Raw genomic sequence first — 22770 nt, 5'->3', positions numbered from 1 at the left:
GGGATCACAGGCGGGGTGGTGAAAGCCCCGCCTGCTGGTTTCGCTCCCGCCATCTTCCGCAACGCCAGCAAATTGCCCTCCAACAGACTTGACAGATCAACTGAATAGGTAGATCGGTCTACATATTTGTTGGAGAGACGAGATGACCGAGAGAACGCCAGCCCGGGAGCGCCTGCTGAAAGCAGCAGCCGAGTTGTTCTATCGCGAGGGTGTCGGGGCGACGGGGATCGATGCGATCACCGCCCATGCGGGGGTCGCGAAGATGAGCCTCTACAATAATTTTTCGTCCAAGGCGGATCTCGTCAACGCGTATATGCAGAGACGTCTCGATGAATGGAGGGACGTCTATCAGGAGCGGCTAAGGACGGCGACGACACCGCAGGAGCGTATCCTGGCGGTGTTCGACTCCTATGTGGACCATGCGGCCCTTGCCTATGCGTGGGGATTTCGAGGCTGCGGGCTCCTCAATGCCGCCGCCGAGCTGCCAGTCGGCGACCCCGGCCGGGCGGTGGTCGCGCTCCAGAAGCAAGAGGTGGAGCGGCTGTTCAGGGAACACCTCCTCGAGATGCAGCCGGCAGCCGGCACGGCGGTCGACGAGACCGCGCAACATCTGTCCTTTCTGCTCGAAGGGGCGATGTCGCGTGCGGGTCTCGACGGGCATGACGCGCGGCTGAAGACGGCCCGCAAGATCGCAATCTCGGTTTTGGAGCAGTTCTGAGGGCAACGTTCTCCCCTCAGGTCTCCGAATTTCTCACAACTGCGCCATCGCCAGAAAACGGACCCCATCCATGAGTGAAGCTGTTGCCGCGGGCTCGTACCGCCCGAAGAGGGGAATGTCGGCGGTTCTCATCCTGGTCATCCTCGAAGCGGCCCTGGTGATTTCCTGGAGCGCCGGCTTTGTCGGCATCCGATTTGCGATCGACCATGCGCCGATCTTCCTGATCCTCCTGTGGCGAAGCCTGGTGTCCGGACTTCTGCTGCTTCCTTTCGCGCTCACCATGGGGCCGGCGATCAGGTGGAAAGATGCCTTCTCGCAAATGCTGTTCGGCGCGCTGGCGATGTCCGGTTATCTCGCCGGGTTTGCGCTTGCGATCTCCTATGGCGTCCCGACGGGCCTCGTCGCCTTGATTGCCGACATGTTGCCGCTTGCGGTGGCGATATTGTCCTGGCCGGTCCTCGGGCAGGCCTTGACCGCGCGCCAGTGGTTCGGCTCGATCCTCGGCATGGCCGGCGTGTTGATCGCCTCGGGCTGGTCGCTCAACATGGGCGACGTGCCGCTTTGGGCCTATGGCCTGCCGGTTCTCGGCACGCTTTCGCTCGCAATGGCAACGCTGTTGCAGAAACGCAGTCCGACGAATTCCATGCCCATCTACCAGAGCCTGTGCATCCAATGCCTTTCGGCGGCCGCGATCTTCGCGGTGTTCGCCTGGCACGAAGGAGGCATTCTCCCGGTGCTCGACATCGGTTTTATCGGCGGTATTCTCTGGCTCGTCTTCGTCGCGACCTTCGGCGCGTGGAGCCTCTATTACATCGCGCTTCGCAAATCCTCCCCGGCCCGGGTTACGGCCATCCTCTATCTGAGCCCGCCGGTGACGATGATCTGGTCCTGGATGATGTTCGGCGAGCCGTTGTCCTTTGCGATGGCCGGGGGACTGATCGTTTCGCTGATCGGCATCATCATCGTCGCGCGCTCGCAAAAGCCAGCTCGTGCGCCATAGGCGGCCACGGCTCGGATCGGTGAAGTCGCTCAGGCCCAACACCACAGTGCAGGGGAACGACGCCAAGTGCGGGCATGCCAGATTGCGATTACCCCTAAAATGTTACTGGAAACGGGGAAAAAATCTGGCACGTTGTACTCCATATTGTTAAGTGGTTTTAGGACGTTTTCAGGGCCCACTTCTCCGGAAGTGGGCTTCTTTAATTCCTTCGCATGGTGGCTGTGTCGCCTATCGCCGACAACGAACAGCGAGCACGCTTTCGTAGACAACGCCTTTGCAGTTGCACGCGCGGGTTGATCTAGCCCTATCGATTAGTGGACAAATCGGCCAATTCTGGCACGATTGGAAGGCCAACATAATTGGCGTCAAACTCAGGGCCCGCCGGTTTCCCGATCATTCCTAGTGGCGGGCTCCTTTTCATCCAACTTCCGCGGCGCAAACGCAGACGAGCTTCGGCGCAGCCGGCTCGCCAAATAATCCTTATAGGCTAGTAGACATGCAATTTTAGTTTGGCAAAATGATTCGGCTACAACTTTGTAGCGTCATAGAATTACCCATTCCTTTTTAGTAGCAATTTAGAGCAGAGCCCCTGAGAGATGACTGGGGGCTCTGTTTGCTAACGCGTTGGGGTTAAATCTGTCCGCGCCAGAGGGGAGTTGTCACTCATCCTTTGGCTGTTGTGCGTGAGGGGCCGGGCCGCGTTCCAGGAACGCCACGACCTCGGCCTGCATGTCGAGGCACAGGTTCTGATATTCGAGCAGCAGTTCTTCGCGCCGAGGATACTCGTTGCGGAGGCTTTCAATGGCCCCTGCGGCAAGAGCATAGGCCTCGAACAGGTCTTCCATTTCCCGGTTCCTGACGGCCCGAAGCTGCTGTCGATGATGTGGTAAAGCCAGCGCGAGTCTGGCTCTGCCGTTGCGCACTAAAGACATTGCCGCAACCCCGGCAGTGCCCGCCGGATTGCGGATACTGCTGCTGTTTGTGCGTGACGTCTACGCCGACCTCGGATGAAGGACGACCTCCTATAAATTCCGAAGCTCACACTTTGTTCCGCGACAGGGAAGAGGATGGCTGACCCGCCGTTTACGGCTTGCCCGGCGTGGCGCGCATGAGGTTATCGCGCAGCCTCGCCACGCTTTGCTGTACCTCGTCAAAGTCTTCTCCGAGCCCGGTGGCATCCGTCAGCGACGCGCCGGGATCGGCGTCTGCAAGTCGGCGGCCGGCGGGTGTCAGGCTCACCCGCACCTGCCGCTCGTCTTCCGGGTCGCGGCGACGGCTGATGAGACCGATCTGCTCGAGCTTCTTGAGGATCGGCGTCAACGTGTTGGATTCGAGGAACAATTTTTCGCCGAGTTCGCCGACCGTCTGGTCGTCCCTTTCGGAAAGCGCGACCAGGGCGATGTACTGGGTATAAGTGAGGCCAAGCTCATCCAGAATCGGCTTGTAGGCGCGGCCGAAGGCAAGATTTGCCGAGTAGATCGCGAAGCACAGAAAATTCGCCAGTTTCGGTTTTTCCGTGCCTGCCTGCGGGGGAGCGAGCGTGGCCGAATCCGGGTTCTTTGCAGGGGTCATGGCATATCCAATCCGCTTCTTTGCTGTCGGGCTTTTATATATATCGTATCCGATTAGATCGCAATGGTGTCGAGCTGTTGCCGGCCCTGGTGGATTCTGCGCGGGTGCAATGTTAGATTGCTGACGGTCTTCTTGCGGCACGCAGTGAGGGGATGCGATGCTTCGGTTGGGCAGGAATTGTCAACACCTTGTCCACGGCGCCGGTTGCGGGTGCTCCAGTCCCATTCTCCAGCAAGTGTCACGTCGTCTCGATGCGTTCTCGCGACGAAACTTCCTCACGGCTGCGGGAGCGGCGTCCATTGCCAGATTGGCCTGACGTCGCGAGACAGGTGGAATTATCTGGAAGGTGGAGAGCGTGCGGGCCGCAGGATACAAGGCAATTTACACCGCCCAAGTTCTGATCGCGACTCTGCTCTTCGTCGCGATGCTCTCGGTGGCGAGTTCGGTTTTTGCGCCAGTTGCTTTCGCGCTGTTCATCATCGCGCTGGTTTGGCCGGCGCAGCGCCGGCTGCAGGTGGTGCTCCCTCATTATCTGGCGGTCGTCATCACCTTCCTGATGGTCGTGCTTGCCTTCCTCGCGTTCGGCTGGCTGATAGCCTGGGCATTCGGGCAGGTCGGCCGGTGGATCATCGCGGATGCCGCGCGTTTTCAGCAGCTCTATGACGAAGCTCGCCTCTGGCTCGAGGAACACGGCTTCGTCGTTGAGGTACTTTGGTCGGACAACTTCGGCGTTGGCTGGATCTTGCGTACGGTACAGACCGTAAGCGGCCGCCTTAACAGCACTTTCAGCTTCTGGCTGATCGCTCTCGTCTATGTTCTGCTCGGGCTGATGGAGGTCGAGGCCTTCGAGCGCAGGATCGGGGCGCTGCGAAACCAGACTGCCAGCACATTGCTGCTTCATGGCAGTCGGCTAACGGCCATGAAGATCCGCCGCTACATGATGATCAGGACGGCGATGAGTGTCGTCACCGGGCTTCTGGTCTGGATTTTCGCTCGCGCTGTCGGGTTGTCCCTCGCCGAGGAGTGGGGCTTCATTGCGTTCGCTCTCAACTACATCCCCTTTCTGGGACCGCTTTTCGCCACCCTGTTCCCCACGCTGTTCGCCCTCATCCAGTTCGGTACCGCGGAAAGCGTCTTGCTGGTCTTCGTGGGATTGAATCTCATTCAGTTCGTTGTGAGCAGTTATGTCGAGCCACGAGTCGCAGGCAGCGCGCTGTCGGTGTCACCCGTCGTTGTCCTGTTTTCCGTTCTGTTGTGGGGCTATCTCTGGGGCGTCTTTGGCGCCTTCATCGGCGTGCCCATAACGATCGCGCTGTTGACCTTCTGCAGCCAGCATCCGTCCAGCAAGTGGGTTTCGGAATTGTTGGGCGAGGATGTGAAAGGCGATCAAGTCGCTCCGACGCCGAGGGCTTGAAGCGGTGATCGTCGGCGGCGACCGCAGCCTGCAGGGCGACCTTGGAACAAGCGCGGTGACCCGGTTGCGGACCGGGGCGGGCGTCATGTAGCCTGCCGGCCGAAGACAGGAGGAGGCCATGGCTGACGCGAGTTTCGGCACCGTCAGGATGCTGACGGGCAAATGTCTGTGCGGGGCGATCGAATACCGGGTGGCGGACCGGTTCGAATATGCGATGAACTGCCATTGCTCGAATTGCCGGCGCGCGACCGGTTCGGCCTTCAAGCCCTTCGCCGGCGTCAAACGCGGCGAACTCAGCCTTGTTCGGGGCGAGGAGGCTCGCCTGATCTATGGCGACGAGGGAGAGGCGCATGACGTCCATTGCGCGGCCTGCGGCTCACTGCTCTATTCCGTCGTGCGCGAAGGTGCCTATGCGCATGTGACGCTCGGCACGCTCGTCGACGCGCCGGCGATCCGGCCCTCGGCGCACATCTTCGTCGGGTCGAAGGCGGAATGGTTTGAGATCACCGACGATCTGCCGCAATACGAATGCTTTCCCGAAGATTGAGGCGCGGCGCCGCGTTCAAACTGTCACGACGATCTTGCCGAACTGCTGGTTCGACTCCAGAAATCGATGCGCTTCGACGATTTCTTCGAACGGAAAGGTCCTGGCGATCACCGGCCGGAGCGAACCATCCGTCAGCCCATCGAGGATGAAGGTCCTGGCGGCATCGAGCCGCGCCGGATCGGAGATGATTTCGTGGACGAGGTAACCGCGCAGCGTCAGGCTCTTGCTCAACACGGCAAAGAGCGGGAAGGGCGTCGGCTCGGGGCTCAGGCCGCCATATTCGATGAGGATGCCGCCCCGTGACATCGCGGCGGTCAGCGGCTCGAAGGCGGGTCCGCCGACCGCGTCGAACACCACACGTACGCCCGCCGGACCGGCGATCTCCGTCAGCCGGGCTTCCAGATCATCCTCGGCGGAGGCGATGACATGCGCGGCGCCGAAACCGATGAGGGCCCGCTTCTTGCCGGAGGTGCGCGTGACTGCGATCGCGGTTGCGCCGACCCAGTTGGCAATCTCGATCGCGGCCAGTCCGACGCTGCTCGATGCGGCGGTGATCACGACGAAATCCTCACGGCGCAGTCCGGCGATGTCGATCAGCGCACCATAGGCGGTGAGATAGGGCATCCAGACGGCGGCCGCCGCCTCGAAGCCGAGCGATGGCGGGTGCTTGACGACGAGCCTCGCCGGAAAATTGGCAAGCTCGCCATAGGCGGGCCAGCGGACCATCGACGGTGGCGGTACCACGCTGACGACGTCGCCCGGTGCGAAACCCTCCAGGCCTTCGCCGAGGGTTTCGACAATGCCTGCCGCCTCGAGGCCGAGACCGGAGGGCAGGGTGGGCGTCTCGATGTAGGTGCCGGCGCGGATAAGCGCCTCGGCCCTGTTGAGGCCGAGCGCCTTGACGCGGACCTGAACCTCGCCCGGACCAGGCCCCACAACATCGATGTCCTCGATGCGCAGGACCTCGGGGCCACCAAGCTCATGAAAGCGAACGACACGCACCATCGGCAGAACTCCAAAACAATTGAACTGAATGAGCTATGCCAGCGAGCATTTGGGCGATAAATAGCTTGATGTGCAGGACAGTGGAAACCCGGAGTTCCGAATATGGATCGCCTTGCGAGCATGGCCGTCTTCGTCAAAGCCGTGGACCTCGGCTCGTTTGCGGCCGCCGCGGCCGCGCTCGATCTGTCCGGACCGATGGTCGGCAAGCATGTGCGGTTCCTGGAAGAGCGGCTCGGCGTACGCCTCCTCAACCGCACAACGCGACGCCAGAGCCTGACGGACTTCGGGCGCGCCTATTATGAGCGCTGCCGTGTTGTGCTCGCCGAAGCCGAGGCCGCCGACGCGCTCGCGGCCGATCAGCTTTCCGAGCCGCGCGGACGCCTTCGCGTCACCATGCCCGCGCTGTTCGGCCGGCGCTGTGTTGTCCCCATCCTCCTCAAGCTTGCCGAGCGATATCCGGCGCTCGAACTCGATCTGTCGTTCAGCGATCACTTCGCCGACCTCGCGGGCGATGGCTTTGACCTCGCGATCCGCAGCCTTGCGGCGAGCAGACGCCGCATCTGCCGCTGAAGGTGCGACTTGCGGTTGATGCCTTGGCGGCCCAGTTGCCCAAATTCATGACGTGAGCGGGGAGTAGATGAAGAAAAGCGGCCTACTGCGGTGATCACGAACCCGTTGATACGCTTCAATGAAAACGGCTCGGAGGTAAAAGGCACTTGGCTTTTCGAGTGCTATGGTACACTATAAACGATAGCAAAAAACGAAATACATCAGATTTTCGCGCGTACCCGGTATCGTTGCGGGTGCGCCGCTTCATTGACCCGGCAAGTATCGCAACATTTCAAATCTTTCTGTTTGCCCTGATCCTTGACTGGATCCGACCCAAGGACCTGTGACGGAAGCGACAGCAGTCCCCATGAATTGACGAGATCCGTTTGAACGTGATCCGCGCCTGAACCCAATCCTGCTACGGCCGACGGGGGAAAGTCTGTGAAGTTGCTGAGGGAACCTCTTTTGCATTTCGCGCTGGCGGGCGCCGCGCTGTTTGCCGCCTATGCCTGGCTCGGCCGTAGCGGTGAGGTGGAACCGGCGCGCGGTACGCTGGAGGTTGCAATCGGCGAAGGGGAACTGCGCTGGGTCAGCGAGACCTGGGCGCGGCAATGGCAGCGCCAGCCGTCTCGCGAGGAATTGCGCGGCCTGGTTCTGGATCTGCTCAAGGAAGAGCTGCTGGCCCGCGAGGCGCGGGAACTCGGCCTCGACGGGGACGACACCGTCGTGCGCCGCCGGCTCGCGCAGAAAATGACCTTCCTGATCGAGGACACCGCGCGGATTGCCGAGCCGACGGAAGGCGAACTGCGGGCGTTCTACGATGCGCATCGGGAGAAGTTCGTCCGGCCCGGCCGGATATCCTTCCAGCATATCTTCTTCGACCGTCGCAAGCGAAGTGATGCCGCGGCCGACGCGAGGCAGTTGCTGGCGAAACTCGCGGCGTCTGACGCGCTGGCGCCTGCGGCCGAGGAGGGCGACCGCCTGTTGATCGAAAGCGATATCCGCGACGCCGACCGCTACGGAGTCGCGGGACAGTTCGGGCAGGTGTTTGCCGATGCGGTTTTTGCGCTCTCTCCGGGCGAATGGAGCGGGCCGATCGAGTCCGCCTATGGGCTGCACCTCGTCCGTGTTTACGAGGCGATACCCGGCGAACAGCGTCCCTTCGCGGACGCGAAAGCCGACGTTGCCGAACGATGGCGCGATGAGCAGCGGCGTGTCCTTCAAGAGCGGTATTTCGCCGAGCTCTTCAGGAAATACCAAATCGTGGCGGACGAGCGCATCGAGGCCGCGGTCGGACCTCTGCCCGGAGAACCGGGGCCTGGGGACACGGCGATCGGAGACACGGGGACGCGTCGATGAGCCGGTTTGCGATCCGTCTCGCAACGATCTGCCTCCTGACGATCTGTCTCGCGGGGGCATGGTCCTTGCTCCTTCCGACGGCAGCCCTCGCACATGAGGTCCGGCCGGCCTATCTCGAATTGCGCGAGGAGCGGCCGGGCGAATATTCGGTGCTCTGGAAGGTGCCGATGCAGGGCGAGATGAGGCTCGGCCTCGATCCCGTCTTTTCCGGTGAGACACGCGCATCGGCGCGTGTTGGCCGGGCTGCTTCCGGCGCGGCGATCGAGCATTGGACGCTCACCGCCCCGGCGCTGCGCGGCCAGACGCTCTCGATCGACGGCCTTGAAGCGACAATGACCGATGCGCTGGCTCGCGTCGAATACCTGGACGGCACGTCCTGGACGCAGCGGCTGACGCCGCGCGAGCCGGCGGCGCTGATCCCGATCGCCGACGCTGCGCTCGATGTCGCCCGGGTTTATCTGAAGCTCGGCGTCGAGCACATCCTGTTCGGCATCGACCATCTGCTCTTCGTGCTGGCGCTTCTCATGCTGACCCGTAGCGTGGGGATGCTGGTGAAGACCGTCACCGCGTTCACCGTGGCGCATTCGATCACGCTGGCGCTCGCGACGCTCGGCCTTGTCCATGCGCCGCAGGCGCCGGTCGAGGCCGTGATCGCGCTTTCGATCGTTTTCGTCGCCGCCGAGATCGTGCACCGGGACGAGGGGCGCGTGGGCGTGGCGGCGCGGGCGCCGTGGATCGTCGCTTTCGGCTTCGGCCTGCTGCACGGCTTCGGCTTCGCCGGTGCGCTCAGCGAGGTCGGCCTGCCTGAGGGTCACATTCCGCTGGCGCTCTTCTTCTTCAATGTCGGGGTGGAGGCGGGGCAGCTCGTTTTCGTTGCGGCCGTGATTTTGCTTCTGGCGGTCGCGCGGCGGCTGCCCGTCACCTTGCCGGTCTGGGCGCAGCGCGTCCCGGCCTACGCGATCGGCAGCGTCGCGATGTTCTGGACCATCCAGCGCGTCGCGATGTTCTCCATTCCTTGAACGCGCGGGAGGTTGATATGGGTGGATATCGGCAACCTTTGCAAGTGGCTTCGCAGCTTTCCATCGCGGCGGCTCTCATTCTTGCGTCGCCGCCGCCGGGGCAGGCCTGCGGCTACCATGATGACGTGTCCAGGGCGCGGGGGGTGATGAACTGGGTCTATCCGGACTCGCTCCATGTGCTCGGCGCAATCTCGACGGCGATCGCTGCGCAGCGCCTGCCTGCTCCCGTCAGGGATACGGCACCCGATCTCTTCGGTTCGCGATATCGCCGAACGGCCGAGGCGCTGGGACGGTTCGGGGAGGAGCTTGGCGACGGTTCCGGCGAGAGGCCGGCCCTCTCGTTTTCGCTCGTTCTGCTCGAGCCGATGCTGTGGACTCGCTACGAGGCTGCCGGGGGCAGGCTCGTGACCAAGGTTCATGTCACCGGCGCAAAAGCCGGCGAGCTGGTTCTTGTGTCCGGCGAGGCCGTCATCGAGGAGATCGCAGCGGGCCGGCTGTCGACGGGCGAGGCGATCGAGCGCGGCCTGATCCGCCTCTATGGCACGGCGAGCCAGAAGGCGGCGTTCATCGGCGCCTACCGCTCCGCCAGCAGTGCAAGGCCTGCCGCCGGCACCAGCGCCCATGCGGCCCGATCGGTCCCGGAAAGGAAAGCGGCGACGCGCCTGGCGCAACCGCTGTCCGTTTCGATGATGGCGCCGGCCGCACTTCAGTCCACGCAATTCGAGGCCCGCGGCGCGCTCGCCTGCGGGCCAGGACATCACTGAAACCAATCCATGCCGAGACAAGTCAACTGAGGGAGCACGGAACATGATCAGGACATTGCGTCACGGAGCAAGGCTCGCGAGCCTGCTGGCGTCCGCCGTCGCGCTGCCAGCCTTCGCGCAGGACACCGGCACGCTCGATCAGGGAAAGGCCGAGCAGGCGCAGCGCCGGCCGCCGGCCTATTCACCCTATGTGGGACGGGATTTTCCGACGCGGCCCTTTTTCGGAGATACGCACCTGCACACGTCGTTTTCGATGGACGCGGGCGCGTTCGGCGCGCGCCTGGGGCCGACGGATGCCTACCGCTTCGCGCGGGGCGACGAGATCACCTCGAACACCGGTCAGCCGGTAAAGCTGTCCCGACCGCTCGACTTCCTCGTCGTCGCGGATCATTCCGACAATATGGGCTTTTTCCCGGACCTCTTCGCCGGCAAGCCGAACCTGCTCGCCGACCCGACGGGCCGGCAATGGTACGACATGATCCAGTCCGGCAAGGGCGCGGACGCGGCGATTGCCATCATCGTCGCGTTCTCGCACGCGACCTTCCCGAAGGATCTCATGTATTTCCCCGGAACGCCGGCCTACCAGAGCGCCTGGAAGGCAACGATCGACGCGGCGGAACAATACAACGATCCGGGCCGTTTCACCGCCTTCATCGGCTACGAGTGGACGTCGAACACCGGCGGCAACAACCTGCACCGTAACGTCATTTTCCGCGACAATAGCGACAAGGCGAGCCAGGTGGAGCCGTTCACAGTGTACCCGCCCTATGGCAGCGACAATCCGGCCGAACTGTGGAAATGGATGCAGGCTTACGAAACGAAGACCGGCGGCAACGTGCTCGCGATCGCCCACAACGGCAATCTGAGCAACGGGTTGATGTTCCCCGTCGTCGAGGCCTTCGGCAAGAAGCTCGATGGCGACTATGTCGCGACGCGGGCGAGATGGGAGCGGCTGGTCGAAGTCAGTCAGACGAAGGGCACCGGGGAGGCCCATCCGTTCCTGTCTCCCAACGACGAATTCGCCAATTTCGAGATCTGGGACAAGGGCAATCTCGACGGCAGCGTCCCCAAGAAGAAGGAAATGCTCGAATTCGAATATGCCCGCTCGGCCTATAAGAACGGGCTGAAGCTCGAAAAGGAACTCGGTACCAACCCCTACAAATTCGGTCTCGTCGGCAGCAGCGACGCACACACCGGCTTGACCGCCATGGAGGAGGACAATTTCTTCGGCAAGACCGTGCCGCAGGAGCCGAGCGCGCACCGGATGATGGAGGCCTTCATCAACAATCCCAAGACCGGCGTGAAGGTGATGGACTGGGAGGTTTCCGCATCGGGCTATGCGGCCGTCTGGGCGAGGGAGAACACGCGCGAATCCCTTTGGGACGCCATGGAGCGCAAGGAAACCTATGCCACCACCGGCCCCCGCATGATCGTGCGCTTCTTCGGCGGCTGGGACTTCGTTCAGCAGGATGCGGAGGACCGCTTGCCCGCGCGGATCGGCTATAGCAGGGGCGTGCCCATGGGCGGCGATCTCAGCGCCGCACCCGGAGGCAAGGCGCCGACATTCCTCGTTGCCGCGTTGAAGGACCCGATCGGGGCGAACCTCGACCGCTACCAGATCGTCAAGGGCTGGCTCGACAAGGATGGCAACCTGCACGAGAAGGTCTATGACGTCGCCTGGTCGGGCGATCGCAAGCCGGGTAGCGACGGCAAGGTTCCGCCGGTCGGCAATACCGTGGACGAGGCGAACGCGACCTGGACCAACACGATCGGCGCTCCCGAACTCAGTGCCGTCTGGACGGATCCGGAATTCGACGCCACCCAGTCCGCCTTTTACTACGGCCGGGTGATCGAGATTCCGACGCCGCGCTGGACCGCCTATGATGCAAAGCGATTCGGCGTAAGGCCGCTGCCGGGCACGTCGATGACCGTCACGGAGCGGGCCTACACGTCGCCGATCTGGTACACGCCGTAAGCGCAAGCCAAGGGTGGGTCCGAACAGCGACCCGGGAGAGACCTCGCGGGCCGCGGGTGACACTCAAGGGGCGTCCGGAAGCTGTCGCAAATCCAAACGCCTGCGTGTTTGGCGAGCTATCGGCCCCCTGACCCTGCCGGGGTGCATTCGAATGCTGCAACGGGCCGGGTAAATCCTTTGAGCCGCCGACGTCTCGTCGCGCTGAAGGCGTCGGGGCTACCGTGCTCGCGGTAGACATTCTCCGAAACAAGGGTCTGGTCTGCGGCAGCAGCCGAACACAGGCGGGCCGCGAGTTGTACGGTGGTGCCGAAGAGATCGTTGCTGTCCTCGACGGGCTCTCCGCAATCGATGCCGATGCGGATGTGGATGGGTTCGGCGTTGCCGCTGTTGTAGCGCCGGAAATCGCGGTGGATCGCGATTGCGCAATCAACGGCGTACCTGGTCGAGGCGAAGGACGCCATGATCCCGTCGCCGGTGTGCTTCACCTCGCGGCCGCCAAACTCGTTCAGGCACCTGTGCACGATCGAATCGTGTGCCCGGACCAGTTCGGTGGCCATGCGGTCGCCGAGGCGCGCCGTCATTTCCGTGGAGCCGACGATGTCGGTGAACATGATGGCGCGATGCCCGCAGTCCTTATCGTCCTGCGGGTGGTCGGCGGGCGGCTCCGGGTCCTGGATGCGTCCGAGAAAAGCCTCGACCGCCGAAAGCGCGACCTCGACGATCTCGCCGGCGACATGGCCATGCGCCTCGCGATGCACGCACTGGCAGGTTTCCTTGTCCGGGGCGTCGATGAGGCAGAAAGTGGTGCCGCGCTGTTGGTCGAACCAGTAGGTGAGGAATTTTACGCCGTACTGATCCTGGATCTCGAGATCCTTGCGATGCGCCTCGGCGACATCGGCCGCCGTGTATCCCTTGAGGTCATGCCGGTCCATGAAAATGGCCATCACCGCCCCCGTTGTTACCTTATCGCGCGCTGCAGTTTATGTGCGATCCCATTGTTGAGCAATCGCTAAAGTCCCGAGTATCGCTCGGTTGCTTGCAAACTCCAGCGGATGCGTAGGAACGACAAGACGCTCGTTAAATCGTCGCCGATTCAAGGATAAAACAATGAGGCAGTTCAAAGTGGTGCAACGACCGTTGTGCGTCTCAAAAGACCGCTGTGCAGGCCGATGACAGCGGGTGAGGAGCGGGTGCATCATCGGGCCTTCGTGCGCGTTGGCGCCGAGGCAAGGTAGGTTCGATGAAGACTTTCGCGACGAAGGTGCTGATAGCCGGAGCCGGGCCGACGGGGCTCGTGCTGGCGCTGTGGCTGAGCCGGCTCGGCATCGATCTTCGGATCATCGACAAGGCGCCCGTGCCGGGGGAGACCTCGCGGGCGATCGCGGTGCAGGCGCGCACGCTTGAACTCTACCGCCAGCTCGGCATCGTCGACGACGTGCTGGCGGCCGGCATCCGTGTCGAGAGGCTGACCGTGCGCACCCCGTCGGGGATCGCTGCGACCTTGAAGCTCGGCGATTTCGGCGCCGGGCTCAGCCGCTATCCCTTCGCCTTCGCGCTGCCGCAGGACATTCACGAGCGCATCCTGATCGACCATCTTGAAAAGGCTGGCGTCGCCGTCGAGCGGCGCGCAGAGCTCGTCGGCTTTGAGCAGGATGCGGCGGGCGTCACCGCGACCGTTATGAAGGACGGCACGAGCGAGGTTGTCCGGGCCGCCTATCTCTGCGGCGCGGACGGAGCGAGCAGCGCGGTGCGCCACGGCCTGAAGCTCGGCTTTCCGGGCGGCACCTACGAGCAGTCCTTCTATGTCGCCGACGTCGAGGCTGAGGACGTGATCGCGCGCAACGGACTCAACGTCTGCCTCGACACACACGGCTTCGCGATCGTGCTGCCGGTGCGCCAGTCGGGCTCGGTGCGGCTGATCGGCATCGTGCCGGGCGACCATGCGGCGGAGGAGACGATCCGCTTCGGGACGATCCGGGACGAGGTCGAGCGGATCACCGGCGTCACCGTCAAGGCGGTCAACTGGTTCTCGACCTATCGCCTCCACCACCGGGTCGCCGAGCATTTTCGCGACGGCCGGGTGTTCCTTGCCGGCGACGCCGGCCATATCCACAGTCCGGCCGGCGGGCAGGGCATGAATACCGGCATTGGCGACGCGATGAACCTCGGCTGGAAGCTTGCCGCCGTTCTTGGCGGGCGGGCGGATGCGCGGCTGCTCGACAGCTACGAGCCGGAGCGGATCGCCTTTGCCCGGCGGCTGATCCAGACCACCGATCAGGTGTTCCGGGTGATGACCAGCCGCTCGGCGCTCGTCGGGTTCTGGCGGCGCTACCTCCTGCCGACGATGATCGCCCTGCTCGTCGCGAACAGAGCCGGCGCGCGCTTTGCCTTCAGGACCGTGTCTCAGATCGGCATTTCCTACGGGAATAGCATCGTTAGCCGCGGCGGGGCCGGACGCGTGCGCGGCGGCGATCGGCTGCCCTACGTCGAGGGGCTCGCTCATGTCGACGGGTCGGCGGGCGACAACTTCGCGTCGCTTTCATCGCTCGACTGGCAGATCCACGTCTACGGCACGGCAAGCCCGGCCTTCCGCGCGGCGATCGCCCCAACCGGGATTCCGATCCACGCTTTTGCCTGGACGCCGGGCGCCGGAGAGGCGGGCTTGAGCCGCGATGCCGCCTATCTGGTGCGCCCGGACGGCCACGTGGCGGTGGCCGTGGAGACGCAAGACCCGGTGCCTTTCCTCGGCTACATCGCCGAGTTCGCCGTCAAGACTGGCGCAGCGACGCGCGCGCCGCAGTGAGGCGACTGGCCGCGTGCGATGCTTTTTTGCCTTGCCGCCCGCGCGATGGCATTGCAAGCTCTTCGGTGGAGCGCCGCGATGCCTGCGGATGACTTCGTGTGTGCGACACGACATTGAAATGCGCGTGATTTCCTTCGCAAGGCCGGGGCGGTTCTCCACAGCCACACGCGACAGTGCCAGCGCGTCTGATCAAGAGGCGCAGGTCGCTGTAGCATTTTGAATTTCTGCATGGTTTTCTCCTTGAATCGGTTCCGATTTGAGGAAACATGCGGTGCCGGCGAGGGGGCATGGATGACACGGCGCTACGCGATCTACGACGTCTTCACCGAGAAGCGTCTGGAGGGTAATCCTCTCGCCGTAGTGTTCGATGGCGACGGCCTGAGCGACGGGGCGATGCAGGCGATTGCCCAGGAATTCAATCTTTCGGAAACAGTGTTTGTGCAGCGGCCGGGAAGTGCAGCCCATTCGGCGCGGCTGAAGATCTTCACGCCCGTGCATGAACTGCCCTTTGCCGGCCATCCGACCGTCGGCGCCGCCGTGGCGCTGGCGGAAGCCAACCATGGCGATAACGGCAAACCGCTTGACCTGATGCAGGTGCTGGAGGAGCGGGTGGGGCCGGTGCGCTCGGCGGTGCGGCTGAAGCCGGGGGAGGCGACCTTTGCCGAGTTCGACCTGCCGCGAAAGCCGAGCCGGCTCGACGCGCGCTTCGACAAGCAGGCGATCGCCGACGCGCTGAGCCTCAAGGCAACGCAGATCGGCTTCGAGAACCATGTGATCTCGTTCTGGACCGCCGGCGTGCCCTTCGTCATGGTGCCGCTGCACGACGTCGGCGCGGTGGCGGCGGTGGAGTTCGACGCGCAACGCTGGGAGCAGCTTGCGCCGATGGCCGAAGGCAGGCTCGCCAACGCTTATCTCTACTGTCGCGGCGGCGTCAACCACATGGCGCGCTTCCACGCCCGCATGTTCAAGCCCGAGATGCGCGAGGATCCGGCAACCGGCTCCGCGGTGGCTGCCCTTGCCGGCGCCATCAACCTCTTCGACGAGCTGGTCGACGGGCACCATCCGATCCTGATCGAGCAAGGTGTGGAGATGGGGCGGCCGTCCTTCATCCACCTGCATCTCGACATAGCCGGCGGCAAGATCGCGACCGCCCGCATCGGCGGTCATGCGGTCAAGGTTGCCGGCGGCGAGCTGGCGGTCTAACTCTTTGAAACTACGCAATTCCGGACGGGAAATCGCTACACACTTTTCCCGGAGTCGCTCGAAAAATTCATTCGATCAGCAAGGCGCGTCCGCATCGGTGCGCGGGAGCAAAGGCATGGCATTGCGCATAGTTTCGCTGAACGCATGGGGCGGCCGGGTGCATGCGCCGCTGATCGGCTATCTCGCCGGGATCGACCCGGATGTGCTCTGCCTGCAGGAGGTGACGCGCACGGCCGGCTCGCGCGCCGACTGGCTGGTCTACCGCGACCGCGGGCTCGAACTGCCGCAGCGCGCCAATCTCTTCGCCGAGATCGCCGCCGTGCTTCCGGGGCATGACGGGTTCTTTTGCCCGACGGCGAGGGGCGAGCTTTTCGATGGCGAGGATGTGGTTGTCTCCGAGTTCGGGCTGGCGACTTTCGTGCGCAAGTCGTTGCCGGTCATCGGCCAGGCGCTCGACTTCGTCCATGGCGGCTTTTCGGCCGACGGCTGGGGCGCGCATCCGCGTGCGCGAAACGCCCACTGCCTGCGGCTGATGAGTTACGAGGACGGCTTCACCATCACCATCGCCCATTTGCATGGGCTGCGCGATATTGCCGGCAAGGAGGACACGCCGGCGCGCCGGGCACAGGCGGAGGCGTTGGTGCGCATGGTGCAGTGGGTCCGGCGCGACAACGAGCGGCTGGTCGTCTGCGGCGACTTCAACGTCCTGCCGGGAAGCGAGACCTTCGACGTCTTGGGAAAGCTCGGGCTTACCGATCTCGTGACGTCACGCGGTTTCACGGATACCCGGACCTCCTATTACGAAAAGGAGAACCGCTTCGCCGATTACCTGCTAGTGACGCCGGAGGTGAACGTCATCCGCTTCGACGTGGTCGAAGAGCCGGAAGTCTCCGACCATCGGGCGCTGCTCGTCGAGGTGGGGTAGGCGGGCGGCGGCCTATAGCTCCGTGTGTCTTATCGGAGGCCACAGTACACGACAGCAGCCTGCAGCTGCGTCGTCGGTTGCAGTACGGCCGGGCATCTCGTCCCGTTGCCCATTCCTGTGCTTGTCACAGGAATGAGGGAGGATGGGGGACGCCGCGCGTCACGGCTCAACTGCCTTGATGAGGGCAAAAAAGGGGCATCCGCCAAATCCGATTACGTTACTGTCGCGTCCGATTAGACGCGCGGCGCTGTAGGGGTCACGCAGCGGCAGCCGACCGGATCGCCACCGGGACACCCTTTTTGAGTGTGTTGGCGACCATGCAGATAGTCTTGGCGCGATCGATGATCGCCTGCGGATCGGAGCCGTCGAGCGTTGCGCAGCTGACCGACATGGCCGCGGCCGTCGTCAGCAACGGTTCGCCCTCGAGCTCGATCGTGACGCTGACGGCGATCTTGCCGAGGGCGGCGCCCATCTGGTGCGCGGCGTAACGAAGGTCGTTGCAGAAGCAGCCGCCAAGTGCCAGGGCCAACAGTTGTGCGCCGTTGAAACCGAGCCCGCGGCCGCCCGCCTTGCCTTCCGGCCGATCGACCACGACCGTGTGGCTTCCGGCCCAGGCGATCGCCGCCTCCGTGCCTTCGATATTGCGCAATTCAACCGTCAAGGACGCCATTTTCTTGCTCCTCCAGAACGCCGGCCAGATGAGCCCAGTTTAGAGCGGGACGCGGATAAGTGTGAGCGGTTTCGCGCACACGCGGCGCCGCCCCCGACGACGGGAAAAGAGCAGACGGCGTCGTCCCCGCCACCCGCATCACCGCTCTCGCCGCCATGCCATGAGCCGTTGAAAAATTTCCCAAAAATTTTGCAAAGGGTGCTGGACAAGCCGGGCGAACGCCATTATACGCCCCACCAGACCGCAGCGACGCGGTTCTGGACGGGTGATTAGCTCAGTTGGTAGAGCAGCTGACTCTTAATCAGCGGGTCCACGGTTCGAGCCCGTGATCACCCACCAAAAACCTCAATAAAACCAATCCTTTTCTATCTCCGGCGTCCGATGCGCTCCATGTCGACAATGCGGCCGTCGCGTTGGCGAACTGCGATCTCGAAGCGTGTGTTGCCGCGCCAAGCGCGATAGATGAAGAACCTGCCACGGCAGTCGATCCGACGAACATCGCGGAAGCCGCGATTGCGAAGCAGTCTTTCCCCCTGACGACAGGTTATCCCTCGACCTCTATCGAGGCTGGTGCCGATCCCGATGTTGATGTTGATGTTGGTTTGAGCGTTTGCGTCACGCGAAACCGCCACCGGTGATGCCACCAGCGCCAGAGCAAGCACCAATGAGACGAGCGAAGACCTAAGCATCATCTTGACGAGGTTCATGATCATCCCCAGGGGTTAACTCATGCCAGTTCCGAAATACGCCGGGCATGTGATGTTCGCGCAGGCACGCGCCAAAGGCAAGAAATACGTGAACGACGACACCCGAAACAACCGGGAGACGACCGGAAAGCCGACTCCCCCGCCGAGCATCGGTTCGAGCTACAGACACCGTGCCGCTCAAGTTGCTGACAGGTGTCTGCTGATGCCGAAATCCAAACCAAGGACCGTGAACGACCTTCAAGCTGTTTTTTGGCCTGTTTGAAGGGTCCGCGTCTGGACGCTCTCCCATCATGTGTATTTTCGCTCTCGCCTTTTTCGCTATGTTCGGGCGTGCGGTCGGGTTTGATGATCCTTTTGCCAGATCAGGCGGCATTTCGGGCGTCTGCAACGCGGCAGCGCTATCGGCTATCATCGATGCCATGACACCCGCAGGAGAATAACGCTCTGGTTGAACGGAGGAGAACACGAAAGCATCATGCCGACGCCCGATAACCGCTACACAATCCTGATCCGTGTCGACCAGGTGGCACGCCTCTTCAATTCGCTCGATCCAACTCCCTTTCGGGAGCGGGATCTGGACGACGATGCCGAGCGGTTCATCGTCGAATGGGCTCAGGAAGCGCCGGGGAATCTGCCCATCAAGATTGTCGTGCAGTTGCCGCCTGGGGAAGTGAACCCGGAACATACGCATGCCGTGCAGCACGCAGTGCGATACAATTTCGGCAGTCGCGCCAATCAGGCGCGCCGGGAACTGCGCGAACTTCTCAGAGAGGGTCGGCGATCCTTGTTCATCGGCATCCCGATTCTGGCCTTCAGTCTCATCGCGAGCAAACTGGTCGACAACGCTTCGGAAGCCGCCACTTTTTCACGAGTGTTCAGCGAAAGCCTGGTCATTTTCGGTTGGGTGGCCAACTGGCGGGCTCTCGAAATCTTTCTCTATGACTGGTGGCCGATCGTGCGCCGTCGCCGGCTTTATCGTCGGCTCGCCGCGGCAGAGGTGAATGTTCTGTCGGCTTGATCTTTCCTGCCCCGCTCCGACATGTTTCAGTGGCGAGCCAGAGCCGGCGCGCCTGCGTTCGGCTCCTTGCAGCGGTCGACCACGTCGGCGGCGCGACAAGGACCTGCCATGCGGTGCACCCGGTTACGCGACAGTCGATCGTCTACGTCCACCGATTGCGCGCGCTACTCGGCATCATGGATCCGGATCAGAGCCTCGCAGCCTCCGAGTTCATTTGCGATTCTTTCCGCCTCTTCACGCACTTGCTGGGGTGACGGGTTAACGGATCGATCGCCGTGGAAGACGACTTGCTTCAGGTCCCGGGCGGCCTCCGCCGTGATATTGCTCCTTCGGTCTGTGAATAGATCACGGTACCAGGACCGCAGCCCTTCTCTTCGATGAGACTGAGGCCTTGCGCGTCCGATAAGACGCGCGGCGCTGTAGGTGGAGGTCTAGATCGAACGGACTAGTCGCCAATCGCCGCTGTGCTATCCTCGGTCGTGAGGTAGGACGCAAGATGACTATCCTACGTGGCCTCTTTCGACTGTGGTTGATCGTCTCCGCGCTTTGGGTGCTGACACTGGTCGTCTACGTGGAAATCGAAGGACGGCGGCGAGATGTGACGGATGGAGGCTCCATCTTCGTCAAGGCCTGGACAGTGGTCACCGACGGCTGGAAAGCCGAGAATGAGGTGGCATCCATTAGGGAAAAGGCTGCTGCATCCGGAAGCCCGAGCGTCGTCGTGCCAGACGAGATTGGCAGCCGACTTCGAACCGGCAGGCGGGTACAGAATGCGGCTTTGCTTTTCGGCGGGATGCTGCTCGGCCCGCCACTTATCCTGCTTGTGCTGGGGGCTTGGGTTATCCGTGGTTAGGCTACCGCGCCGCGCGTCTTGTCAGTCGCGCAAAGGACGCTGTAACACTTTGAATTGCTGCATGTTTTTTTTCCTTAAATCGGCTACGATTTAGGGAAACATGCAGCAGAGTGCCGGCGCCACCTGCAACAACCATTTTCCATTTTATCCTGTAGGGCAAGATGCAATACGGATCGTTATCGTTCTTGCGCAACGGCTGTTGCCTCACAAAGGCCTCTTTAATAAGTTCCACGCGCGGCCACGTGGCAAGGGGGCAATCATGTCGATCAAGGCGATAGACCATTCCGGTTTCCAGGAGACGGTCTCCGTTGTCCCGGCGGGTGAGGCTCCCAAGAAGATGGGGTCATCCTTTTTCCGGGGCAGCGCGAGCAACTTCAATCCATACGGCTCCGATCACGTGAAGGACGACTTTGCGTCGCGATTCCTGTTGAAGGGCTGGACGCCGGATAAGCCGTTCATCTCTCCCACGACGAACGTTACCGCCTTCGGGTCGTGCTTTGCCGAAAACATCAGCAAACACCTTGCGAAGCTGGGCTTCGATGTCTCCAAGAACCGAGATCGCGACATCTACATCTCCTCGATGGGCGAGGGCCTGGTCAATGTCCACTCGATCGTCCAGCAGTTCCGCTGGGCGCTCGAAGGCATAGCGCCGCCGACAAACCTCTGGCATGGCTACAAGGCCGAAGAATTCGACCTGACGGAAGAGATCCGAGAGCGCACGCGGGACGTGTTCCTGAAGACGGACGTCTTCATTCTGACGTTCGGCCTGTCGGAAATCTGGTACGACGAGGTGACCGGCGGCGTTTTCTGGCGTGCAGTTCCGATGAAGCACTACGATCCGAGCCGGCACAAGTTCCGCGTTTGCACCTTCGGCGAGACGAAGGCCTGCATCCAGGAGATCATCGACCTGATCGGCAAACACGTACCTCAGGCGAAGATCGTCGTCACCGTCTCGCCAATTCCGCTTGTTGCCACATTCCGGCCGGTCGCCTGCCTGACAGCCAACTCGGCGTCCAAGGCGATCATCCGCGCCGCCGTCGACGAGACGATCCGCGAGCGCGGCGATGAATGGGCGGGCCGCCTTTACTATTTTCCCGCCTACGAGATCGTGAACGAGGCGTTTCCGAACCGTTTCGTCGAAGACGGCAGGCACCTGCAGAGCATGATCGTGCCCGCGGTCATGAACTTGTTCCAGGCGACCTACTGCAACACGGACCTGACGGTCGATGAGGCCGAGAAGGTGCTGAGGGCCGCCCGGTTGCAGTCGGCCAATACCTTGGACGGCCATGCCCTTTTCTCACGGGCAAGATTTGCCTCGAGGTTCAGCGCGGTCGTCCGGCGTCTCACCGGTCGCAAGAGGGCAGCGTCGAACGCGAAGTCTCGCTAGACCCGATTCCTCCGGGCGCCAAAAAAGCGAAAGCGCGCTTGTTTGGGCCAAGCGCGCTCCAGGCGAACGATCTGCAGTAGGGGTGCCGGCACCCTCGATCGAACCCGAAAAATATATCACTGAATCGGGAGAGGAACAACGCGCGATCGGCCGGCCTACAGCGCCGCGCGTCTGATCAGACGTGCGAAGGACGCTGTAGCACTTTGAATTGCTGCATGTTTTTATCCTTAGATCGGCTACGATTTAAGGAAACATCCAGTTGCGCATGCGCGACGGTGTGGATTTGTTCTGCCGCCATCCGGTCGCTCCCGCGCGCTGTTGCATGTTTGCGTCGATCAACAACTACGCACCCGTTTTCTCGACAAGATCGGGCGGACACGGCAGAAAATTGCCCAGATTGACGATTAGCCGCGCACTTCAGGTTTGTGAAACACAAGACAGGGGACCTGATGCGCGGATATTTGATCCTCTCCGAAGCAAGAAGCGGCTCCAGCTGGCTGAGCACTCTCCTCGGTGATTCCGGCGAAATGGGCTTACCGGCCGAGTGGCTGGCGCCGAAGGCCCATCGTCTTGACACCAAGACCCTGCCTTTCGATGCGTTCTTCGGGGAAATCATCAGGAAGTGCTCGACCCCGAACGGGGCGTTCGGCATGAAGATCTTTCCGAACCAGCTTTTCGTGACGCAGGAGCGCTGCGGCCGGGACTTCATCCGCCACTGCCTTTCCGAGCATGAGACGGCGCTGGTCTACCTCCGGCGCAGAGACACGCTAAGGCAGGCGATTTCATTCGCGCGGGCGCGGCAGACGCGGGCCTTTGCCGCCCACCACGGAGCAAAGGCGGAGCCGCGCTACGACTTCGAACAGATCGCCCGCTGCTTCTTTTATATCCGGGAGAGCTACAATTTCTGGCAGAGCTACCTGGAGCTCCTCTGTGTGCCGTTCACCGAATTTGCCTACGAGGATCTTGCCGGCGACCCGAATCCTTTCATCGCCCATATCGCGGAACACCTTCGCGTTCGGCCTCCGGCGAGGGCCGAAACGACGATGTCTGTTCAGCGCGACGGCCTGACCGAGGAATGGATCGCGCGCTTCAACGAAGATTGCCGGTCGGGAAACATGCTGACTGCCTACGACCGCCGCGAGCATATAGCCGGCAAGATGCGCAACTTCGCGAAACTGGCGTCGGGGAAGCTCGAGCCGCGATATCCGTTCGCGTTTTAGCGACGACTGGCGCGGCGACGGCCGCGATCGACTTGCCGGCCTTTCGACGTTCACGCGGATGT

The 22770-nt window shown here is 62.5% G+C and carries 22 protein-coding genes, 1 tRNA gene and 1 pseudogene; 18 read left to right on the top strand and 6 right to left on the bottom strand.

From position 1 onward, the window contains the following. Positions 1-142: 142 nt before the first annotated feature. Positions 143-718 (top strand): TetR/AcrR family transcriptional regulator, encoded by a 576-nt coding sequence (locus tag RB548_RS11270; RefSeq protein ID WP_331371405.1) that lies wholly within the window; start codon positions 143-145, stop codon positions 716-718. Between the two features lie 70 nt (positions 719-788). Continuing rightward, on the top strand, positions 789-1718 hold the full coding sequence (locus RB548_RS11265; protein WP_331371404.1) for a DMT family transporter: 930 nt from the start codon (positions 789-791) through the stop codon (positions 1716-1718). 659 nt (positions 1719-2377) lie between these two features. On the opposite strand, the gene RB548_RS11260 is transcribed toward RB548_RS11265, so the two are convergent. Together RB548_RS11260 and RB548_RS11255 are read right to left on the bottom strand one after the other, a co-directional pair. After that, positions 2378-2563, bottom strand: a complete 186-nt coding sequence (locus RB548_RS11260; protein ID WP_331371403.1) for a hypothetical protein — start codon at positions 2561-2563, stop codon at positions 2378-2380. 238 nt (positions 2564-2801) lie between these two features. Next, a complete protein-coding gene (locus RB548_RS11255; RefSeq protein ID WP_331371402.1) occupies positions 2802-3290 on the bottom strand; it encodes a MarR family winged helix-turn-helix transcriptional regulator in 489 nt (162 codons plus the stop codon). 355 nt (positions 3291-3645) lie between these two features. On the opposite strand from RB548_RS11255, the gene RB548_RS11250 reads away from it, so the two are divergent. Next, a complete protein-coding gene (locus RB548_RS11250; protein ID WP_331371401.1) occupies positions 3646-4704 on the top strand; it encodes an AI-2E family transporter in 1059 nt (352 codons plus the stop codon). 118 nt (positions 4705-4822) lie between these two features. Next, positions 4823-5251: a GFA family protein gene (locus RB548_RS11245; protein ID WP_331371400.1), complete on the top strand. Its 429-nt coding sequence runs from the start codon at positions 4823-4825 to the stop codon at positions 5249-5251. 15 nt (positions 5252-5266) lie between these two features. Here the strand turns inward: RB548_RS11245 and RB548_RS11240 are convergent, their stop codons facing one another. Then, the gene (locus RB548_RS11240) at positions 5267-6256 is read right to left on the bottom strand and encodes a zinc-dependent alcohol dehydrogenase family protein (RefSeq protein WP_331371399.1); all 990 of its coding nucleotides are present in this window, start codon (positions 6254-6256) and stop codon (positions 5267-5269) included. A 102-nt stretch (positions 6257-6358) separates the two neighbouring features. Between RB548_RS11240 and RB548_RS11235 the strand changes: the two are divergent. The 5 genes and pseudogenes from RB548_RS11235 to RB548_RS11215 form a co-directional block, all read left to right on the top strand. Further along, positions 6359-6793: pseudogene (locus RB548_RS11235) on the top strand (LysR family transcriptional regulator); the annotation flags it as partial. A gap of 453 nt (positions 6794-7246) precedes the next feature. Then, on the top strand, positions 7247-8164 hold the full coding sequence (locus tag RB548_RS11230) for a peptidylprolyl isomerase (protein WP_331371398.1): 918 nt from the start codon (positions 7247-7249) through the stop codon (positions 8162-8164). Beyond that, on the top strand, positions 8161-9183 hold the full coding sequence (locus RB548_RS11225) for a HupE/UreJ family protein (protein WP_331371397.1): 1023 nt from the start codon (positions 8161-8163) through the stop codon (positions 9181-9183). Before RB548_RS11230 ends, RB548_RS11225 begins: the two co-directional genes overlap by 4 nt. 17 nt (positions 9184-9200) lie before the next feature. Next, positions 9201-9947: a hypothetical protein gene (locus tag RB548_RS11220; RefSeq protein ID WP_331371396.1), complete on the top strand. Its 747-nt coding sequence runs from the start codon at positions 9201-9203 to the stop codon at positions 9945-9947. A gap of 43 nt (positions 9948-9990) precedes the next feature. Then, positions 9991-11922 (top strand): DUF3604 domain-containing protein, encoded by a 1932-nt coding sequence (locus RB548_RS11215; RefSeq protein ID WP_331371395.1) that lies wholly within the window; start codon positions 9991-9993, stop codon positions 11920-11922. 116 nt (positions 11923-12038) lie between these two features. Here the strand turns inward: RB548_RS11215 and RB548_RS11210 are convergent, their stop codons facing one another. Then, positions 12039-12866, bottom strand: a complete 828-nt coding sequence (locus tag RB548_RS11210; protein WP_331371394.1) for a nickel-binding protein — start codon at positions 12864-12866, stop codon at positions 12039-12041. Positions 12867-13162: 296 nt separating this feature from the next. Between RB548_RS11210 and RB548_RS11205 the strand changes: the two genes are divergently transcribed. The 3 genes from RB548_RS11205 (at position 13163) to RB548_RS11195 (ending at position 16853) form a co-directional block, all read left to right on the top strand. Then, positions 13163-14725, top strand: a complete 1563-nt coding sequence (locus tag RB548_RS11205; protein WP_331371393.1) for an FAD-dependent monooxygenase — start codon at positions 13163-13165, stop codon at positions 14723-14725. Between the two features lie 291 nt (positions 14726-15016). Next, positions 15017-15928, top strand: coding sequence for a PhzF family phenazine biosynthesis protein (locus tag RB548_RS11200; RefSeq protein WP_331371392.1), 912 nt, complete (start codon positions 15017-15019; stop codon positions 15926-15928). 115 nt (positions 15929-16043) lie between these two features. Further along, a complete protein-coding gene (locus RB548_RS11195; protein WP_331371391.1) occupies positions 16044-16853 on the top strand; it encodes an endonuclease/exonuclease/phosphatase family protein in 810 nt (269 codons plus the stop codon). Positions 16854-17109: 256 nt separating this feature from the next. Here the strand turns inward: RB548_RS11195 and RB548_RS11190 are convergent, their stop codons facing one another. After that, positions 17110-17523, bottom strand: a complete 414-nt coding sequence (locus RB548_RS11190) for an OsmC family protein (RefSeq protein WP_331371390.1) — start codon at positions 17521-17523, stop codon at positions 17110-17112. Positions 17524-17786: 263 nt separating this feature from the next. Between RB548_RS11190 and RB548_RS11185 the strand changes: the two genes are divergently transcribed. Further along, a tRNA-Lys gene (locus tag RB548_RS11185) sits at positions 17787-17862 on the top strand. A 26-nt stretch (positions 17863-17888) separates the two neighbouring features. Here RB548_RS11185 and RB548_RS11180 read toward each other — a convergent pair. Continuing rightward, the gene (locus tag RB548_RS11180; RefSeq protein ID WP_331371389.1) at positions 17889-18230 is read right to left on the bottom strand and encodes a hypothetical protein; all 342 of its coding nucleotides are present in this window, start codon (positions 18228-18230) and stop codon (positions 17889-17891) included. 22 nt (positions 18231-18252) lie between these two features. Between RB548_RS11180 and RB548_RS11175 the strand changes: the two genes are divergently transcribed. The 5 genes from RB548_RS11175 to RB548_RS11155 all read left to right on the top strand — a co-directional run bounded on the left by RB548_RS11175 (position 18253) and on the right by RB548_RS11155 (position 22708). Beyond that, the gene (locus RB548_RS11175; protein ID WP_331371388.1) at positions 18253-18492 is read left to right on the top strand and encodes a hypothetical protein; all 240 of its coding nucleotides are present in this window, start codon (positions 18253-18255) and stop codon (positions 18490-18492) included. A 213-nt stretch (positions 18493-18705) separates the two neighbouring features. Beyond that, positions 18706-19248, top strand: coding sequence for a hypothetical protein (locus tag RB548_RS11170; RefSeq protein ID WP_331371387.1), 543 nt, complete (start codon positions 18706-18708; stop codon positions 19246-19248). A gap of 496 nt (positions 19249-19744) precedes the next feature. Then, on the top strand, positions 19745-20101 hold the full coding sequence (locus RB548_RS11165; protein ID WP_331371386.1) for a hypothetical protein: 357 nt from the start codon (positions 19745-19747) through the stop codon (positions 20099-20101). A gap of 259 nt (positions 20102-20360) precedes the next feature. Beyond that, complete coding sequence (locus RB548_RS11160; RefSeq protein ID WP_331371385.1) at positions 20361-21488, top strand: GSCFA domain-containing protein; 1128 nt, start codon at positions 20361-20363, stop codon at positions 21486-21488. Positions 21489-21937: 449 nt separating this feature from the next. Continuing rightward, a complete protein-coding gene (locus tag RB548_RS11155; protein WP_331371384.1) occupies positions 21938-22708 on the top strand; it encodes a Stf0 family sulfotransferase in 771 nt (256 codons plus the stop codon). Positions 22709-22770 lie beyond the last annotated feature (62 nt).

This window comes from Sinorhizobium chiapasense, from assembly GCF_036488675.1.
Taxonomy (GTDB): domain Bacteria; phylum Pseudomonadota; class Alphaproteobacteria; order Rhizobiales; family Rhizobiaceae; genus Sinorhizobium; species Sinorhizobium chiapasense.
Note: the sequence above shows the minus strand (reverse complement) of the source record. Positions and strands in the feature narration are given on the sequence as shown.

Excerpts from the sequence above, each read along its gene's own strand:
- RB548_RS11270 (WP_331371405.1), top strand. The coding sequence starts at position 143 with ATGACCGAGAGAACGCCAGCCCGGGAGCGCCTGCTGAAAGCAGCAGCC.
- RB548_RS11265 (WP_331371404.1), top strand. The coding sequence starts at position 789 with ATGAGTGAAGCTGTTGCCGCGGGCTCGTACCGCCCGAAGAGGGGAATG.
- RB548_RS11260 (WP_331371403.1), bottom strand. The coding sequence starts at position 2,563 with ATGGAAGACCTGTTCGAGGCCTATGCTCTTGCCGCAGGGGCCATTGAA.
- RB548_RS11255 (WP_331371402.1), bottom strand. The coding sequence starts at position 3,290 with ATGACCCCTGCAAAGAACCCGGATTCGGCCACGCTCGCTCCCCCGCAG.
- RB548_RS11245 (WP_331371400.1), top strand. The coding sequence starts at position 4,823 with ATGGCTGACGCGAGTTTCGGCACCGTCAGGATGCTGACGGGCAAATGT.
- RB548_RS11240 (WP_331371399.1), bottom strand. The coding sequence starts at position 6,256 with ATGGTGCGTGTCGTTCGCTTTCATGAGCTTGGTGGCCCCGAGGTCCTG.
- RB548_RS11225 (WP_331371397.1), top strand. The coding sequence starts at position 8,161 with ATGAGCCGGTTTGCGATCCGTCTCGCAACGATCTGCCTCCTGACGATC.
- RB548_RS11220 (WP_331371396.1), top strand. The coding sequence starts at position 9,201 with ATGGGTGGATATCGGCAACCTTTGCAAGTGGCTTCGCAGCTTTCCATC.
- RB548_RS11215 (WP_331371395.1), top strand. The coding sequence starts at position 9,991 with ATGATCAGGACATTGCGTCACGGAGCAAGGCTCGCGAGCCTGCTGGCG.
- RB548_RS11210 (WP_331371394.1), bottom strand. The coding sequence starts at position 12,866 with ATGGCCATTTTCATGGACCGGCATGACCTCAAGGGATACACGGCGGCC.
- RB548_RS11205 (WP_331371393.1), top strand. The coding sequence starts at position 13,163 with ATGAAGACTTTCGCGACGAAGGTGCTGATAGCCGGAGCCGGGCCGACG.
- RB548_RS11200 (WP_331371392.1), top strand. The coding sequence starts at position 15,017 with ATGACACGGCGCTACGCGATCTACGACGTCTTCACCGAGAAGCGTCTG.
- RB548_RS11195 (WP_331371391.1), top strand. The coding sequence starts at position 16,044 with ATGGCATTGCGCATAGTTTCGCTGAACGCATGGGGCGGCCGGGTGCAT.
- RB548_RS11190 (WP_331371390.1), bottom strand. The coding sequence starts at position 17,523 with ATGGCGTCCTTGACGGTTGAATTGCGCAATATCGAAGGCACGGAGGCG.
- RB548_RS11180 (WP_331371389.1), bottom strand. The coding sequence starts at position 18,230 with ATGAACCTCGTCAAGATGATGCTTAGGTCTTCGCTCGTCTCATTGGTG.
- RB548_RS11175 (WP_331371388.1), top strand. The coding sequence starts at position 18,253 with ATGCCAGTTCCGAAATACGCCGGGCATGTGATGTTCGCGCAGGCACGC.
- RB548_RS11170 (WP_331371387.1), top strand. The coding sequence starts at position 18,706 with ATGCCGACGCCCGATAACCGCTACACAATCCTGATCCGTGTCGACCAG.
- RB548_RS11165 (WP_331371386.1), top strand. The coding sequence starts at position 19,745 with ATGACTATCCTACGTGGCCTCTTTCGACTGTGGTTGATCGTCTCCGCG.
- RB548_RS11160 (WP_331371385.1), top strand. The coding sequence starts at position 20,361 with ATGTCGATCAAGGCGATAGACCATTCCGGTTTCCAGGAGACGGTCTCC.
- RB548_RS11155 (WP_331371384.1), top strand. The coding sequence starts at position 21,938 with ATGCGCGGATATTTGATCCTCTCCGAAGCAAGAAGCGGCTCCAGCTGG.